The sequence below is a fragment of the Streptomyces mirabilis genome (assembly GCF_039503195.1).
Classification (GTDB): Bacteria; Actinomycetota; Actinomycetes; order Streptomycetales; family Streptomycetaceae; genus Streptomyces; species Streptomyces mirabilis_D.
The window spans coordinates 4737360-4752928 of record NZ_JBCJKP010000001.1 but is presented as its reverse complement, the minus strand read 5'-3'; the positions used below and the strand labels follow the sequence as shown (position 1 = coordinate 4752928).

At 66.9% G+C, this 15569-nt stretch carries 13 protein-coding genes and 2 pseudogenes; 8 read left to right on the top strand and 7 right to left on the bottom strand.

Annotated elements, in window-relative coordinates; genetic code table 11:
- Positions 1-192: 192 nt before the first annotated feature.
- The 6 genes and pseudogenes from AAFF41_RS21955 to AAFF41_RS21925 form a co-directional block, all read left to right on the top strand.
- Entirely contained in the window at positions 193-1581 is a 1389-nt protein-coding gene (locus AAFF41_RS21955) for a S53 family peptidase (RefSeq protein WP_319748851.1), read from the top strand.
- A 296-nt stretch (positions 1582-1877) separates the two neighbouring features.
- Complete coding sequence (locus AAFF41_RS21950; RefSeq protein WP_319748852.1) at positions 1878-3374, top strand: FAD-binding oxidoreductase; 1497 nt, start codon at positions 1878-1880, stop codon at positions 3372-3374.
- 498 nt (positions 3375-3872) lie between these two features.
- Positions 3873-4496: a DUF6230 family protein gene (locus tag AAFF41_RS21940; protein ID WP_319748853.1), complete on the top strand. Its 624-nt coding sequence runs from the start codon at positions 3873-3875 to the stop codon at positions 4494-4496.
- 130 nt (positions 4497-4626) lie between these two features.
- Positions 4627-5073 carry a DUF6114 domain-containing protein gene (locus AAFF41_RS21935; RefSeq protein ID WP_319748854.1) on the top strand — a complete coding sequence of 149 codons (447 nt, stop codon included), beginning with the start codon at positions 4627-4629 and terminating at the stop codon, positions 5071-5073.
- Positions 5063-5767 carry a hypothetical protein gene (locus AAFF41_RS21930; protein ID WP_343324491.1) on the top strand — a complete coding sequence of 235 codons (705 nt, stop codon included), beginning with the start codon at positions 5063-5065 and terminating at the stop codon, positions 5765-5767. Before AAFF41_RS21935 ends, AAFF41_RS21930 begins: the two co-directional genes overlap by 11 nt.
- Before the next feature lie 71 nt (positions 5768-5838).
- Positions 5839-5941, top strand: a pseudogene (locus AAFF41_RS21925) (DNA-binding response regulator); the annotation flags it as partial.
- 76 nt (positions 5942-6017) lie between these two features.
- On the opposite strand, the gene AAFF41_RS21920 reads toward AAFF41_RS21925, so the two are convergent.
- The 5 genes from AAFF41_RS21920 to AAFF41_RS21895 form a co-directional block, all read right to left on the bottom strand.
- Positions 6018-6599, bottom strand: coding sequence for a DUF4232 domain-containing protein (locus AAFF41_RS21920; protein ID WP_343326329.1), 582 nt, complete (start codon positions 6597-6599; stop codon positions 6018-6020).
- Between the two features lie 158 nt (positions 6600-6757).
- Complete coding sequence (locus tag AAFF41_RS21915) at positions 6758-8353, bottom strand: trypsin-like serine peptidase (RefSeq protein ID WP_343324490.1); 1596 nt, start codon at positions 8351-8353, stop codon at positions 6758-6760.
- 97 nt (positions 8354-8450) lie between these two features.
- Positions 8451-8651 (bottom strand): hypothetical protein, encoded by a 201-nt coding sequence (locus tag AAFF41_RS21910; RefSeq protein ID WP_319748858.1) that lies wholly within the window; start codon positions 8649-8651, stop codon positions 8451-8453.
- Positions 8652-9532: 881 nt separating this feature from the next.
- Positions 9533-10954, bottom strand: a complete 1422-nt coding sequence (locus tag AAFF41_RS51630; protein WP_425526141.1) for a DUF7933 domain-containing protein — start codon at positions 10952-10954, stop codon at positions 9533-9535.
- 343 nt (positions 10955-11297) lie between these two features.
- Positions 11298-11687: a hypothetical protein gene (locus tag AAFF41_RS21895; RefSeq protein ID WP_343324489.1), complete on the bottom strand. Its 390-nt coding sequence runs from the start codon at positions 11685-11687 to the stop codon at positions 11298-11300.
- A 533-nt stretch (positions 11688-12220) separates the two neighbouring features.
- Between AAFF41_RS21895 and AAFF41_RS21890 the strand changes: the two are divergent.
- Positions 12221-12439: pseudogene (locus AAFF41_RS21890) on the top strand (IS5/IS1182 family transposase); the annotation flags it as partial.
- 179 nt (positions 12440-12618) lie between these two features.
- On the opposite strand, the gene AAFF41_RS21885 reads toward AAFF41_RS21890, so the two are convergent.
- Both AAFF41_RS21885 and AAFF41_RS21880 read right to left on the bottom strand, forming a co-directional pair.
- Positions 12619-13107, bottom strand: coding sequence for a DUF4265 domain-containing protein (locus AAFF41_RS21885; protein ID WP_343326328.1), 489 nt, complete (start codon positions 13105-13107; stop codon positions 12619-12621).
- Positions 13108-13411: 304 nt separating this feature from the next.
- Positions 13412-13876: a hypothetical protein gene (locus AAFF41_RS21880; RefSeq protein WP_343324488.1), complete on the bottom strand. Its 465-nt coding sequence runs from the start codon at positions 13874-13876 to the stop codon at positions 13412-13414.
- A gap of 426 nt (positions 13877-14302) precedes the next feature.
- Between AAFF41_RS21880 and AAFF41_RS21875 the strand changes: the two genes are divergently transcribed.
- On the top strand, positions 14303-15100 hold the full coding sequence (locus AAFF41_RS21875; protein WP_319754752.1) for a bestrophin-like domain: 798 nt from the start codon (positions 14303-14305) through the stop codon (positions 15098-15100).
- Positions 15101-15569 lie beyond the last annotated feature (469 nt).

The window sequence follows — 15569 nt, the reverse complement described above, 5'->3', positions numbered from 1 at the left end:
TCGTCGCCCGGTTGCCTGCCCAGCCAGTCCGCGTGCCGTGAACGTGCTGGCCAAGCGGGCCGTTCGCGCCGCAGGTGCTGTTTGGGTAAAGGGTTCGGCATCGACAGTTCAATGGTCTTGTCCTGTGCATGTCTCACTCGATGAGATGCACGGAGACCACTCCGTGCAACTCAGGACCACCCAGGGGGATTCATGCACATATCCCGTACCGGGCGCGGCGTCGCGGCCTCCACGGCCGCCACCGCCGCCCTCGCTGTCGCCGCGCTGGCGACCGCTCCGCTGGCCGGCGTCACCACCGCCGCGCCTGCCGCCGTACCGCACACCACGGCCGTCCCGGCCATCGCCGGGCACACCCTCGTCCGCGACGTGGCCAGCCCGCTCTCCAGCGAGCAGTGCCAGGCCAAGTGGCACATCGCCTGTTACAACCCGCTCCAGTACCGCACCGCGTACGACCTCAACGCGCTGTACCGGAAGGGCATCACGGGCAAGGGGCGCACGATCGTCATCGTCGACTCGTACGGCTCCCCGACCGTCCAGCACGATCTCGACGTCTACAGCAAGCAGTTCGGCCTGCGCAGCACCAAGGTCAACGTGGTCAAGTGGGGCAAGGTTCCCGTCTTCGATCCCAAGAACGCCGACATGACCGGCTGGGCGGGCGAGACCACCCTGGACGTCGAGATGGCCCACGCCGTGGCGCCGGACGCCAAGATCGTCCTGGTGGAGACGGCGGTCGCGGAGACCGAGGGCACCACCGGTCTGCCGGAGATGATGGACGCCGAGAAGCACCTGATCGACCACGGCGTCGGCGACGTCATCAGCCAGAGCTTCGGCGCCACCGAGGACACCTTCCCCGGTTTCGACAAGGGCGACTTCTCCAGCATCAAGAAGCTGCGCTACGCCTTCGAGGACGCGAACCGCAAGCACGTGACCGTCCTCGCCTCCTCCGGTGACGGCGGCGCCACCGACCTGAAGGAGGACGGCAAGACCTACTACAACAAGCGCGTCAACTCCTGGCCGTCCTCGGACCCGCTGGTCACCTCCATCGGCGGCACCCAACTCCACCTGAACGACAAGGGCCAGCGCGTCAAGCCCGACAGCGTCTACAACGACTACGGTTCGGGCGGCGGCGGCCAGTCCCACGTCTTCTCCCGTCCGGCCTTCCAGAACGGCGTGAAGAACGTCGTCGGCGCCCGCCGCGGCACCCCGGACGTGTCGCTGGCCGCCGCGGTCAACGGCGGTGCCTGGATCTACTCCAGCTTCGACCCGACCGCCACCGGCTGGGACGTCACCGGCGGCACCAGTGAGGCCAGCCCGCTCTTCTCGGGCATCGTCGCCCTCGCCGACCAGGCGGCCGGCCACCGGGTGGGCAACATCAACGAGGCGCTGTACGCCCTGTCCAAGCGTTCCGCCCACCACGACAAGAGCGCCGGCATCGTCGACGTGAACGACGGCACGAACAACAGCTACGAAGGCGTCACCGGCTACAAGGCCGTCAACGGCTACGACATGGCCACCGGCGTGGGCACCGTCGACGCCCTCCGCTTCGTGCCCGCCCTCGCCCGAGCGAGCCACCGCGGCTGACTTCGCCCTGAGCGTTGCCCCTGAGAGTTGCCCCTGAGACGGCCCGGGTTTCACACCCGGGCCGTCCGTCTGTTCATATGCGGAAATCAAGTCGATTGATTCGGGCTGAGAGGATCGAAATACTCGAAATCGACGGCAGGCTGATCAATGCCCGCTCGCACATATCCTCCTCCGGTATGCCGCCCATCTTCCTCTATTTAGCGTGTCGGACAAAACGGCCACGGTCACCCTTGTAATCTGCGGTTCCCATTGCCTTGGTCGAATACCGGCGCAGCCCGGTCGAGAGGAAACTGACCATGCACGACTATTCTCGTCGCGGCCTGCTCAAGGCGACGGCGGCGGCCGGCGCCGGCGCGGTGGTTCTCCCGGGTGTCGCGGCCGCGGAAGCCCCGGGCGCGAGCGCCGCGACCGAAGGGGCCGAGGGTGCGAAATGCAAGCCGGCGAAGCTGACCGGCCGCATCGTCCGTCCCGACGACCCCGGGTACGCGAGTGCGAGCCTGGGCTGGGACGAGCTCTTCACTCACTATCCGCTGGTCATCGTCTTCGCCCAGAACACCCAGGACGTGGTCAACGCCCTGACGTGGGCGCGGCAGCACGACGTCGCGCTGCGGGTGCGCAGCGGCCGCCACAGCCTCGAGGGCTGGTCCAACGTGGACAACGGCATCGTGATCGACATCAGCGAGTTGAAGTCGGTCCACATCGACACCGCCTCTCGTATCGCGACGGTCGGCGCCGGGCTCAGCCAGTTGGAGGCCGTGACCACGCTCGCGAAGAAGGACCTCGCGGTGACGACCGGGACGGAGGGCACCGTGGGTCTGTCCGGTGCGACGCTCGGCGGCGGTTTCGGTTTCCTCACCCGCTACCTCGGCATGGCCTGCGACAGCCTGGTGGGGGCTGAGGTCGTCGTCGCGTCGGGTACCGAGTGCGCCAAGGTGGTCAAGGCGGACTTGAACAACAACTCGGACCTGCTCTGGGCGCTGCGCGGGGCGGGGAACGGCAACTTCGGGATCGTCACGTCGCTCACCTACAAAGCGGCTCCGCTGAAGAGCGTCACTTATGTGCAGGCCACGTGGGCGGGAATCGGGGACCTGCACGGGGTCTTCGACGCATGGCAGCGTACGGCGCCGACCTCCGACAACCGCCTCGGAACCCAGGTCGAGATCCACAGAAACCAGATCCTGCTCTTCGCGGTCCTCGCCGAAGGATCGCCGGAAGAGGCGAACGAGTTGCTGGCCCCGATTCTGTCGGTCGGCAACCCCCATGTCTCGGTGCAGGTGGGTAACTGGGGCGACGTGTACGCGGGATTCCAGATTCCGACCGGGGACGAGCCCGCGAACTGGAAGTTCTTTTCGCAGTTCACCAGAAAGCCGTTCCCGGAAAAAGCGATCAGCCTGATCGCCTCATTCATGCAGGACGCCCCCACGGACGACAGCAACTTCTTCACCCAGGCCTTCGGCGGGGCGGTCAGGAAGAGCCCCCGCGGCGGCACGGCGTTCCCGCATCGCGACGCGCTTTTCTACTCCGAACCCGGCGCCGGCTGGGGGACTCGTACAGGACAGCCAGGTGTCTGCGACCCTCTCACCCCGCAGGCCCAGGCCTGGATCGCCGAGTTCAGCCAGGCACTGCGGCCGTACGTGAACGGCGCCTACGTCAACGTGCCGAACATCGGAATGCAGGACTGGGAGACCGCCTACTGGGGACGCAACTTCGACCGGCTGCGCAAGATCAAGGCGAAGTACGACCCCCGCAACGTCTTCCAGTACGAGCAGAGCATCCCGCCCGCGTTCTGCTGACCGAACCCACACGGTTCCGCTGACCGAACCCACACAACGGGCCGGCCCGGGAGGAAACCCCTGCCGAGCCGGCCCTTCTCGGGTCCCGACCCGGTCGCCATGGCCGGGTTGAAACGGCTCCACGCCAGATACTCGATGCGATGCGGCCCGTCGACCACCGCGACCGACGGCAGTTCGGGGTCGTGGGCGTCCGACGGTCGGATGAACCCGACGGCAGCAGCGCGACGCCGCCCCCGAGCGCGATCAACCGGGTGATGAGCCCTTGCCCAAAGACGCAGGTCCGAGCCTCGGCGACGGTCGGCGGATCGGAGACACCGACGGCCTCACCGCGTCGCGTGTCATCCCTATGCCGCAACGGAAACAGATTCATCCATCCGGCCGACCTGGCGTGCCGTCGGTTGACGTGCCGGGAAGCCTAGGATCCGCCACTAGAGAGAGGGGTGTCGCCCACCTCTGTCTGGCATCGGCGAGCCCACGTCATGACCGGAAGGAGACGGGATGCTGCACCGCGCAGGCAGGACCTCCTGGAAGCGTTTCGCCGCCGTTCTCGCCCCGAGCGTCATGGCCGCCGCTGCCCTCGGCGTGGGTATGGCCCAAGGAGCACTGGCCGCGTCGTTCCTCATCTCCGGCCAGAAGTTCCAGGTGGCCCTGGACACTCTGGACGTCCGTGGTCTGAGCATCTACGGCATGGTGGACGTGACCAGGAAGGGCACCCTGGTGCCGGTCGTGGTCACCGGGGCCAGCCGCGCGGAGATCAGCGGGCTGTGCCAGTCCGTGGTGGTTTCGATCCCGGTGCTGGGCCCGTACACGCTGAGGATCACCGGAGGCGACCGCAGGCGGGTCGAGGCGAGGAACTTGTTCCTCGACGCGACATCCCTGTCGAGCACACAGGCGAATTTCGACGATATCGACATCGGTGTGGCGGCGGGAGCGGTCAGCAAGGGCCCGATCAGTCGCGGGGACAGGAACTCCCGGTTCTTCGACCCCAACGGCTTCGCCCAGCAGGCGGATTCGGCCTTCCTGAGCAACGTGCACTTCACCACGGTGGCGGTCTCGGCCGCCACGTTCAACGTCCCGGACCTCGACGTGCGGCTCAGACAGGGCCACCACGAGTGCTTCTGATCCCTCGTCACAAAACACGCATCCTTCGGCCCCACCCGAAGCGTCATCCCGCCCGCTCGCCGCGTACTCCCGCCCGCCGAACATCACGGAAGCCCACGTGTTCTTCGAACGATTCGGCAGGCGCCGGAACTTGCGCGTCGCCGCCACCGCCACCCGACGAGAATTCAGGACCTGGCGGGACGAACGTCCCTTCTGGGCCGGCCTGTTCACCTTCGCAGCGGGCTTGCCCATCATCTACTTTCCGTACGCGCACCTGAAGTTCGGCGCCATCCCCCTGGCACTGTCGACCTCGGCCGGCGCGGGGTCGCTGATCATCGGAGTTCTCCTCGTGGCCCTGGCCATCTCCCTCTGGTTCCACCAGCAGGCGCGCGTGTTCGCGGGGATCGCGGTCATTCTGCTCGCCCTCGTCTCGTTTCCCGTCGCCAATTTCGGGGGCCTCCTCATCGGGTTGACTTCCGGCCTGATCGGCGGATCCCTGGCCTGTGCCTGGATTCCTCCGACGGCCGCCGAGTCGCAGCCCGCAGCGAACCCCACGTCAACGACCATCCCCGCAGGTGAGGACCACGGTGGCACGTGACGCCCTGCCCGGCTGCGCGGCAAGCGGGCCGGAGTCCCGTCCGAGCAGTGCGGTGAAGAGCCGCCTGGCCGGTCGACTGCTGCGGCCCCTCGCCTGCGCACTGGCCGTCGCCGGCCTGCCCTTGGTCCTGCATCTCGCCACACCAGCGGCGTCGAAGGCGCTGCTCGCCCCCGGCGGCATCCGCACGTCCAAGGCGCCAGCAGAGGCCGGCACGCCGGTCGTCCGACTGCCGGGCCGTCCGGCGAACGTCCCCTGGGTGCTGCGCGCCGGCAGACTCGTACTCCACGGCAGTGCCTTCCACGGCGTGGTCACCGTCCGGACCGCGGCCGGGTCCAAGCGGGTGCTGAAGTTCACCGCGCGGTCGCTGGACTTCGGCGACCTCGACCTGACGGCGGGCCGTGGCCGCGCGGCGATGCGTCTGCGGACCAAGCCCGCGACCACGTCCACGGTCAAGGGCAAGGACGTGGTGACCCTGTACACCCAGAAGCTGTCCGGCACGCTCGTCGGACTGGGCGGCGCTCCGCTCCCGGCGGACCGCAGCGTCACCGTCACCCCCGACGCGCTGCCCCCGTGGCTCTCCCACCCCGCTGTTCCCACCCGCACCATGACCTTCGAGAACGTGACCGTTTCACAGGTCGCCCGGCTCAGCGGCGACATGTCCATCGCCGGGCCGACCCTCAGCGCGAGGCGGTGAGTCCGGGCCGCACCCCTGTCCGGCGGTCCCGCCGCCAGCGGCTGGCCGAACGCGACGGCGACTTCACAGGGACCCGGGTGCTGATCCTCACCACCTACGAACAGGGATGTGGAGATCGAGCGCGCCGCCGAGGCCGGTGCCGTCGGCTACCTCCTCAAGGACACCACGCGCCAGTGACTGGTCGACGCCATCAGATCCGCGGCCCGCGGTGGGACGGTCCTGACAGTCCGTCCCACCACGGGGGACGGACTCATCTCGTGGTGGTTGCGGGTGTCGTCGTGTGATGCGGTAGTGATAGGGAGATGGAGTCGCCGCAGGCGTCGATCTCTGCCGCCGCATGATGTGTGTCCATGACGGGGACGTTCGTGCGCTCACGGTCGGGGTTGTGCGGCGCCGAGACCAGCGCTTCGCCCTCCTTGACGCAATAGTCGCCGGCGTCTTTCGCACCGCGGGGCGTGTACTGAAGGTCGACCGTCACTCCAGCCCCCTTGTGCAGAGTGACCGGCTTGGGGTGCCCGTGGCCGACGCCCTCAATGCTGTTCGCCTTCCCGTTGTGGACGCTGACACCCGGGTAACCGGCGAACACGCATGTCTTGGGCTCATTGTTGACCGCGGTCAATAGTGCGTCGCGCCGACTACTGCTCTTCGTGGGGAGCAGGACCAGCGTCCACGTCAAGGAACCGGTTCGGCACGCGGTGGGTTTCGGCGCCTCGGAGGAGGTGGCGGATGAGGTGACGGACGGAACGGACGGACTCGCCACGCCACTCGCGGGAGGGGCGGTCCCGTCCTGTCCGGCTTGGTGGCCACAGGCCGTTACGGCCCAGCCCACCATGAGCACTCCCAACCCGGCGGTGAGACGTGTGGTCGCTCGCATCGTTCCCCCTGAATGCATGGTCTATCCGTTTGACGAACGGTTGGGCGCCGCGGTCGCAGACGGCGGCCGAAAATTTCTGCGCATCAGTACGCGAGACCCGCCTCGCACGACAGCGACTAACTGGGCGGGTAGACCAGCGTGTTCTCGGTACCGAGAGACGTGTAGGCAGTATCGGCGTACAGGGTGGTCTCGCCGTCGGACCAACGAACGATCAGGTCGTCGCTGAAGCCATTGGGCGTGTAGTTGCCCGCCGTCATGACCAGGTCGTGCTTCCACAGGTCGTTGGGGTCGCGCATGCGGGCCTCGGTGCCGAGGCCCGCGGTCGAGGTGGCCACGTAGGTGTCGAGCTCGCCGTCCACCCAGCGGACGAGAACGTCCCAGTTTGCCTTGCCGCTGAAGTTCCCGCTGGTCAGCAAGGTGGCGTTCTTCCAGGTGTCGTTCGGAGCCAGAAGGCGGTTCTCGGTCCCGAAGGTGCCGGCACCGACATAGGTGTAGAGGGTCAGTTCGCCGTCGACCCAGCGCACCATCAGGTCCGTGGCGTACTTTCCGTTGTGGAACTGCCCGGCCGACATCTGAATTGCGTTCTTCCACAGGGAGCCGGAGGGCGCCATCTGGACTTCTCCGCTCAGGCCCGAAGCGCTGACGTCCGGGTAGAGAGTGACCTCACCGTCGGACCAGCGCACCATGAGGTCGGAAAGATCGGAACCGGTGAAGTCTCCGCCCGTGACGGTCTCCGCGTGTGTCCAGGTCGAGTTGGGCGCCTGAAGCCGTCTCTCCGGCAGGAACCCGCCCTTGCCGTCACCGGGGTACAAGGTGACTTCGCCGTCGGACCAGACCACGATCATGTCGCTGCGGCGGTTGCCCGTGTAGTCGCCCGAGGCCAGCAGCTTCGCGTGCTGCCACAGCGCCGCTCCTCCAGGGAGCTTCGCCTGGATGCCCTGGTACGGGGGCAGGTTGGACGGAGGCTCCCGGTTGGCTATGGCGTCGGCGAGGAGGTTGGAGGCGTCGGAACCGAACGCCGGGGCGTAGCTGATGTAGTCGACGTTCGCGTCGTTGCCGCCGCCGTTGTAGCCACCGAGGTTGCCGATGACATGGCCGGTGTGTGCGTCGTCCTGGTAGTCGGTGATCCACGGGCTGCCGGAAACGCCACCGTAGTAGCCGCCACAGGTCATCGACATCTGACGGAACCCAGGCAGTTGCGTCGTCGGTACGGTGCACTTGATGGCCTGTCCGGCCCCGTTGTGGTCCTTGCCCGGATAGCCCACGACCGTGATGTCCTTGTGGTTGTAGCCGGTCGGCTGGGTGAAGGTCAGCCCTCCACCCACGGCGTCCTGGAGCTGCCGGCCGCGCTGATTCGCCGAGACGCGTGCGAACGCGGTGTCCAGATCGGACCAGGGCTTCTTGGTCGACGAATGGCCCTTGTCAGGTATGTAGCGGGGGTCGATGAAGATGTGCTGGATGTGGAAGATGCCGTAGGGCTGCTGGTCGGGTCCCGCGCCCTTGATGAATTCAGGAACGAAGATGTAGTTGTTGCTGTAGCCGAGTCCGCAGTGCGCCGCGGTGAGGATCACGTTCCTGGCCGGGGTGTCGATCACGCTGCCCGTGCACGACCAGTTCGTACCGGTTGGGCTGCTGGAGCCGAAGAACGTTCCTACGAGGCGGGTTCCGCCGAACAGGGTGCCGTTCCGAGAGGCGTTACCCGCCGCCGGCATCGCATGTTTGTGGGCGGAGGGTGCTGACCGTAGGGCGTTCAGCGGCCGGGCGTTGGCCATGCGCTGCGCGGTCCAGTACTTGGCAGCCTCTTGAGCCTCATGGCCCGCAGTCGCCGCCGCCGGAGACGGGGACGAGGTCGCAGACGGGGATGAGACTGCGGGCGGAGAGACGACCGGAGAGGGGCTCCGCGTAGGTGCGGACGCCGACGTCGACGCGACTGGTCGAGGTTTGTCCGTGGCGGTCGGCGTGGCAGGGTCCGCGGCGGAGGACGGACGCGGTGACGGTGACACGGCCCATGTGTTCGGGGCTGCGGTGCCGAGCACGGCCGCGCACAGCAGGGCGACGACTGGCAGGTGTCTTCGATACGACAACGTTCCACTCCTGTGGGTTTCACGGAATCTGGGCACGAGAAATCGACCTTCCGCCAACGCGCAGGTGGCCAGAATTGGCTTACTGTCCCGAGCGGTTCCGCGGAAAGCCGGCGGTAACGTGAGGGGTAAGGTGGTCAGTTGCACACAACGGCACGGTGCAGCACTACGGCCGCCATTCCCTTGGATGCCACGAGGTGGTACTGGTGGCGGCTCAGCCGCGCTACCGCCCTGGGAACTTCCCTGTCACCTACGCCGCGCTCGCCGAAACTGGCCCCCACGGTGCAGAGTTGGGCCATATCTCGTGGGTCCTGCAGCGGCCTCGCCGGTGAGAACCACCTGGGAACACAGGGAGGTTCGATCAGACTTGACAGAGGTGTCCCAGCAGGGCCGGACGTTGCACCGCTTCGCACGACAAGGCCCGGATCGATGAAACGGGCGCCGCACCGACGGCTGCCGGTGCACGGTGGTCATGGCGGTACGCCGGCGACTTCGGCGAAAAAAGCATGGAGATTCCCCCTGAATCATGCCCGCCACCTGGTCGGATGGCAGCGGACCACGCGATGTTCGCATGAGTTCTCCAATCCGGACCAGGGAATTGAGCAAAGCTTGAGGGCTCGAGGCCGTGTCCTGAGACGTGGAACGCGAGCCCCCTCACGCACTCATCCAGGCTTGAGGAGTTCGGTCGCGGTGTGGGGCGACCTCACGGAACGGGTCCTGATGGCTGTCTGCCACTGCGGACGGAGTTGCCGTTGTCCGCCCTCGTTCAGCGGCGTTGGTGTCAACTGGTCAGGTCAGCCGGACGATCGGCTAGCCGTTGACGCAGACGTTGCCCGTCGCCGGGTTGAGCAGCCCGATGACGTTCACGGAGTTGCCGCAAGCGTTGACCGGCATGTCCACTGGTACCTGCACCACATTGCCGGACAGCAGACCGCCCGAGCCCGTCGCGGTGCCCACCGCCGTTGCTCCCTTCATCTTGACGGTCAGCGTCGCGGGGTCCGGGGGATTCAGGCCAACCGTGGTGATCGCTTCGGGGCGGTTCACGTAGGTTCCCGCTTTGCCGGCTGTGACGTTCACCGTGACCGTGCAGGACTTCTCGCCGGCGGCCAGGTCGCCGCCGTTCAGAGCGACGGACGCGCCCCCCGCCGTCGCGGACACCGTGCCGTTGCCGCAGGTCGTGGACGCGTTCGCGTGCGCGGCCACCTTCACTCCGGCGGGCAGGTTGTCGGCGAAGCTGAAGTCGTTCTTCGCCGCCAGTTCACTGGTGTTCGTCACCGTCATGGTGAGCGTCGAGGTGCCACCCTTGTCCACGGTGGCAGGACTGAACGCCTTGTCCAATTGCGGAGTCGCATCCAGGATCCGGATGTTGTCGAATGCATGGTCATTGCTGAACCATTCGCCCTGCCCATTGACCATCTTGATGCCCAACTGGCTGTCGTTGAACAGTACGGCCCTGTTGCTGGCGAACGCCCCGGCCTTCAACCCGTTTGCTCCGGGATAGGGCTTGGAGTCGGGGTCGACGCAGGGATTGATGGGGGTGGTGAAGGTCGGGATGTCTGCCCCGTTGCCGGTCAGATAGAACTTCAGCAGCGGAGGAACGGCTTGGCCGCAATTCACGGCGGCTACATCCACTGCGAAGGTGATGTAGCGGTTCGGCTTCGTGATCGGGATCGGCCGCTCGGTCCGGAACTCCACCCGGTCGGCGCCAGGTGGCACCCAGTTGGTGTAGGCCGCGACCACGTGGTTGGTCGGCGGATTCGTTCCGCCTACCTGTCCCAGCGCACTGGCCATGTTCTTCAATACCGCCGGGCAGTCAGGCTGATCCGCACCGGTCTGATCGAGGATGATGCCATTGCACTGTCCGTGGTCGAGCCAGGGGGGGTCGGCTGTGTATGTCGCGTCGAGCGGTGGAGCGCCGACGTAGTTCTCCAGGAAGATCGGAGTCTCGCCCGCGTTTTCGAAGTCTTCGGCGAACACCGTTACCGGGGCCTGCGGGGCCCCCGGAGTGCCAGGAGCATGCCGGGCGTTCACGCCCAGCGGCATAACCAGGGCCTGGGCTTGAGAGGCCAGCGGAGCACTCGCGATCGCAAGTGCTACCAGGGACACCGGCGCAGTGCGCGTGCACCAGGAAATCTTAACCGCGGAAATATCCACCATCTCTTTTCCAATCACCACGGCGTACAAGCAGCAGTGGACATGGGAAGAAATGGCGCAGCCCAGGCCATCAGCCATGCACCCCGATAGGCAGGTCGTCGACATTCGAGCACACGCCTTCAAAAGAAGACGACCGGCGAGCGCGGCAACTGCGTTTTTCACCGCATTGGTCGCGCTCGGGTCACATCCTGTAGACGTATATCAGAATTTGATCAGGTGAATCTTATGGGTGTCGGTGCCTTGGGCGGCGGCGGATTCGGGTACCCGGGCAACGACCGCACGGTGCGACACGTGGCCGGAGGGCCGAAGACCGCAAGGAACGGTCTTCGGCCCTCCGGCTGGGTACAGCGGTCGTGCCGGCCATGACGACGGGTGGCAGGGGGTGTGGGCCTGCGCGTCACCGCACAGCCGCCAAGGCGGGCTAGTGGTGGCCGAGGTAGCGGTCCTGATCCCGGTGCCGGTCGCTGTACCAGCCGTGGCGCTCGCCCCGGTCGTGGCCTCGGTCCCAGCCCCGGTCCCGGTCCCAGCCCCGGTCCCGGTCCCGGTCGTGACCCCGGTCCCAGCCCCGGTCGTGGCCCCGGTCGTGGCCCCGGTCCAAGCCCCAGCCCCAGCCCCGGTCGCGGTCCCGGTCCCGGTCGCCGAAGTGGCCGCCGTAGTCGTGGTCGCTCCGGTGACTGTGCGAGTAACCCCTCCCGTTGTCGCGGTCGTGGCCGCCTCCGGCGGCCAGGGCCGGCATGGCGGCCGCGCCGACAAGCGCGCCCGAAGCCACGCAGGTGGCGATCAGGCGGACCGCCGTACGAGAAACAGACATGAATCTGTCACCTCACGTTCGTGCACACCGACCCTGGTCGGGCCGGGCGTGCAATCCGTAATTCCCGGCTCGGTGCCGAGGCCCACACTGTGGCCCTCCACTGCGACACCAGGCCAAGGAAACGATTCGCGTTACAAAGTGCAGATATATCCGTAACTCTCCCTTGTATGGGCCATTGACGCTGTGGAGGGGCCCGGGTGTCGGCCCTGTCCTAGCGTGGAATCACGCTGAGAGCAGGAAAAAAAGCAGCTGACGGCCCGTGACACTCGCGGCTGTCTCGCTGCCCCAACTCCTCCGAACGGCCCAATGGCTTCAGTAACGACGGGGGGCCTCTGTTCGGGGGACCGTCGCGGTTCGCGGCGATCCGGTCGATCGGTGGCACGGCGTCGGCGAGGCGTCGGACCCGGGTCGACATCCGCTGGGCCCCTGGCGGCCGTGTCGCCTCCACCGGGTGAGCCGGTCGTCAGACCTGGACGCAAAAGGGCACCTACGGCGATCCGTGGGTGCCCTTCTCGCCGTGCCCTCGGCAGGATTGGCTGCGCGGGCTCGTCGCGCGCGTCGCGCGGCGCGGCATCGAGTCCGGCGAACGCCTCGGTCGGCACCGCTGGAAGATCGAACGGTCGACCGCCTGCCTCTTCGGCTGCCGCCGCCGCACCGTCCGATACGAACGAAAGGGTTCGCACTTCCTCGCCTTCCTCGGCCTGGCCGCCGCCCTGACCTGCTACAAGAAGCTCGCGAAACTTGCCACGTGAGAACCCCTCTCAGGCTTTCCTGCCCTGGGCCTTGTCGGGGATCTTGGAAGCCTGAGTTCTCCCTGCTCAGGCACGACGGTCCCGTGCGCCCGGTGGCCGTCGTCGGTCGCCCTCGGCCACTGTCGGGCGACCTCGGACGGCCCAGGGACGGGGCCCGGCCATGGGGTACGTGAACGGCGTCAGCCGGTGGAAGCCGCCCGCCATTGCGCGGTGATGCACCCCTCTTCCGTGTCCCACCACTCCTTGGCCACGCCATGATTGAGCAGCCTCTGCACCTTGGCGAGATCGGCGGTGGGCGGGACGTCCAGGGCGACCATGCCGAACCGCTCGATGCCCTCGCCGCAGACTCCGAGTTCGTGAAACGCATGGATCACGCTCTGCCGTGCAGCTCCCGAACCACCGTCACGGAACACGATGAGGCGGATGGTGCAGTTCTCCGAACGCCGAACTACTTCGCCGGCCCATCGCACGCCCTCCTCCTCATCCGCCTCGGTAGCCACGATGTCCCCGCAAGCGATGCCTCGAACAAACCAGGGAATGCTGTCGAGCCGCACGGTGCCGTCGCCCTGGTCCACCGCCCACAGACTCTCCACCGACGCCGGGGGCCAGTCGTCCTCGATCTCAAGCCGGAAGTGCACCTTCACGTACGGGCCGTCGGGGTTCGTCAGGATGCACAGTTCTGCCATGTCGGCCGCAGCTGGGTGACCGATGACGTCTGCACAGAGTTTGATGCGGGTTCGTCTGGGCCTCGACCGACGACATACAGCCACGACGGCGAGGACGCCGACCGGCCGGGCGCGCGTATGCCTGGCCGCACCCTCACTGAGTCGGCTCATAGCACTTGCGGGTTCCTCACTATTCCTTGTGACTCCCCGCCGTTCCCCGCTCGATCTGGTGCGGTTGTGGTGCGGTCCTGCTGATGTGTGGCTGTCACTGGACAGCCCGTACGAAGGGGTGCGTCCGGGGAGTGCCTCAAAGATGCTGCTTGGCTGCTCTGACGAGTCGGCTGATGTCGTCACGGGTCTGTACTCGGCGCTGGTCGAGTTGGGTTCTGGTCTCCGTCTTGGTCAGTGCGGTGATGTCGGCGAGGACGGCCTCCGCGGTCTGACCCAGGGTCGCGTCGTCCGTGAGCATCTGGACCCGGAACAGGGCCTCTTGTGCGCTTGAGCGCAGGTCGTAGGCACGGATCCGGACGGAGTCGGGGTCTTCGGGTGGCGGTTGTTCGTGCTCGCAGAACCACAGGTGCACCAGGCAGCGGCGGTAGTTGATCAGCGCGCCGGCGTAGAGGGAGTAGGCGTCGAGTCGTTCTTGCCGGAGCTTCTCACGGCGGGCGAACTGGTGGCTTCTGTCGGTGGTGCGTTGCTGAAACGCCAGTGTGATTCCCGAGCCGAGCAAGGTTCCGAGGACGGCTATGGCACTGGCGATGATGGTCTCCACGTCCCAAGCTGATCACGTGTCGTGGGTCCAGGAGTGACGCATGGCCAACTCGACCGTCACCAACACGCTTTCCCACTGGGTTGGTCGGGTGTGGGTGTGTGTACGGGGGGCGTTCACCTGCGTTCATGGGCGGCTCGCCACCGGATTGGGATCGGCTTTTGGTCTCGGCTGAACAGCGCTGGACGAGGGTGAATGAGACGAAAGGCGCGATGGGCGTTGCGGTCGTCGTCAGTACGGCCTCGTACTGGGCGTATTCGGCTGTTCGGCCAATGAAAGGACATGCCGTGCCGGGCGTCGCGAGCGCCAGAGGTCTTCAACCTGTGATCATGGAGCGTTCATTAAAAGTGATCGACGAGGAGCTCCAGGTCGCGGGACCGATGTGCCGCCGCCGCAGGGCGCTCACGGGAACGCGCTGTAGGTGATGTGGTGAACTGGTTGACCTCGCTGCCGGCGGTGGTGCTGGTGGTGGGCTGGCTCGTGCTGGCCCTACTGGTCGCGGCCGTGGCGCGGGTCGGCGTCCGTGCGCTCGTACCGGTCGAGGAACGGGATCGGGTGCCGCAGATCGCCACGCCCCTGATGCCGACCCTCGGCGCTGCCTTTGCGATCTTTGCGGCACTCACATTGGCCAGCGAGGCCGGCTACCTGCGCGCAGCAGAGGGGCTGGTGAGCGACGAAGCGGCCGCGGCCTCCCGCCTGGCATGGGCGGCGACAAGTCCGCGCGTCCAGTCGGAGCCGATCCATGCGGCACTGCTGGACTACTTGCAGACCACGCGTGCCAGGGAGTGGGAGGCTGCAGCAGCGGCGTCCGGTGACGACCCCGCCACCGCTCACGCGATCGCACGCCTGGAACGGAGTGTGCGCGCCGAGGCGGCCCGTCCGGAGGTGGGAACCCCGACAGGCACGGAGCTGGTGGTTTCCATGGACGGTGTCACCAGTAGTCGTCGCGCCCGCATCGCGGCCGCCTCGCGCGACGTTCCCGCGCTCTACGTCGTCACGCTTGTGGTCAGCGGACTGGCCTTGATCGTGAACTCCGGCGCACTGGTCTTCCGCAGCAGCCTGCGAACGTCACTGCTGATCGTAGGTGTTGCGAGTGTCGTCGGGCTGAGCCTGGCGTTGCTCTTCGCACTCAGCGCGCCCTGGAGCGGACCGTTCATCGTCAGTGGGCGACCACTCGACGCCATCATCGAGGACCTGAAGTCCGGCTTCTTCGCCGGCGGGTCGTAGGCGGCGGGCGCGAACAGCAGTCGACAACTGATCATCGGCGGCCGTGACGTGCGGCCGCCCGATCAATCAACGGCCCGACCTGTTGTCGAGCTGGCGGAAGCTGTCGGCATCGGTCAGCATTGAGCGCCCTTTCACGGCATGCAAGTGCGCTGGCGTCCGGCGTCGTTGATGTCACCTGTGGATGTCAGCCTGGGCCAGCGCTTGGTTCTCCCACAGGTTGGCGCCATCAAGTCCCCAACGGAGAGCGCGTCCGAGGGGCAAGTGCCCCGGTGGGGTCTGCCGATGATCACACATATCTTCATCACGGACCCCGCAGTGAAGGACGACTACAACCGGTCCCTTCCCTCTGCGGACGTGGCGCGTTTCTCCCAGACCGTCGCAGACGCCCCCCCGTGTATCACCGAGTTGGCGGGCTCGACCGACGACCCAGCAGAACTGGAACCTGAGAGGTGGGGCAGGTCAACCTGTC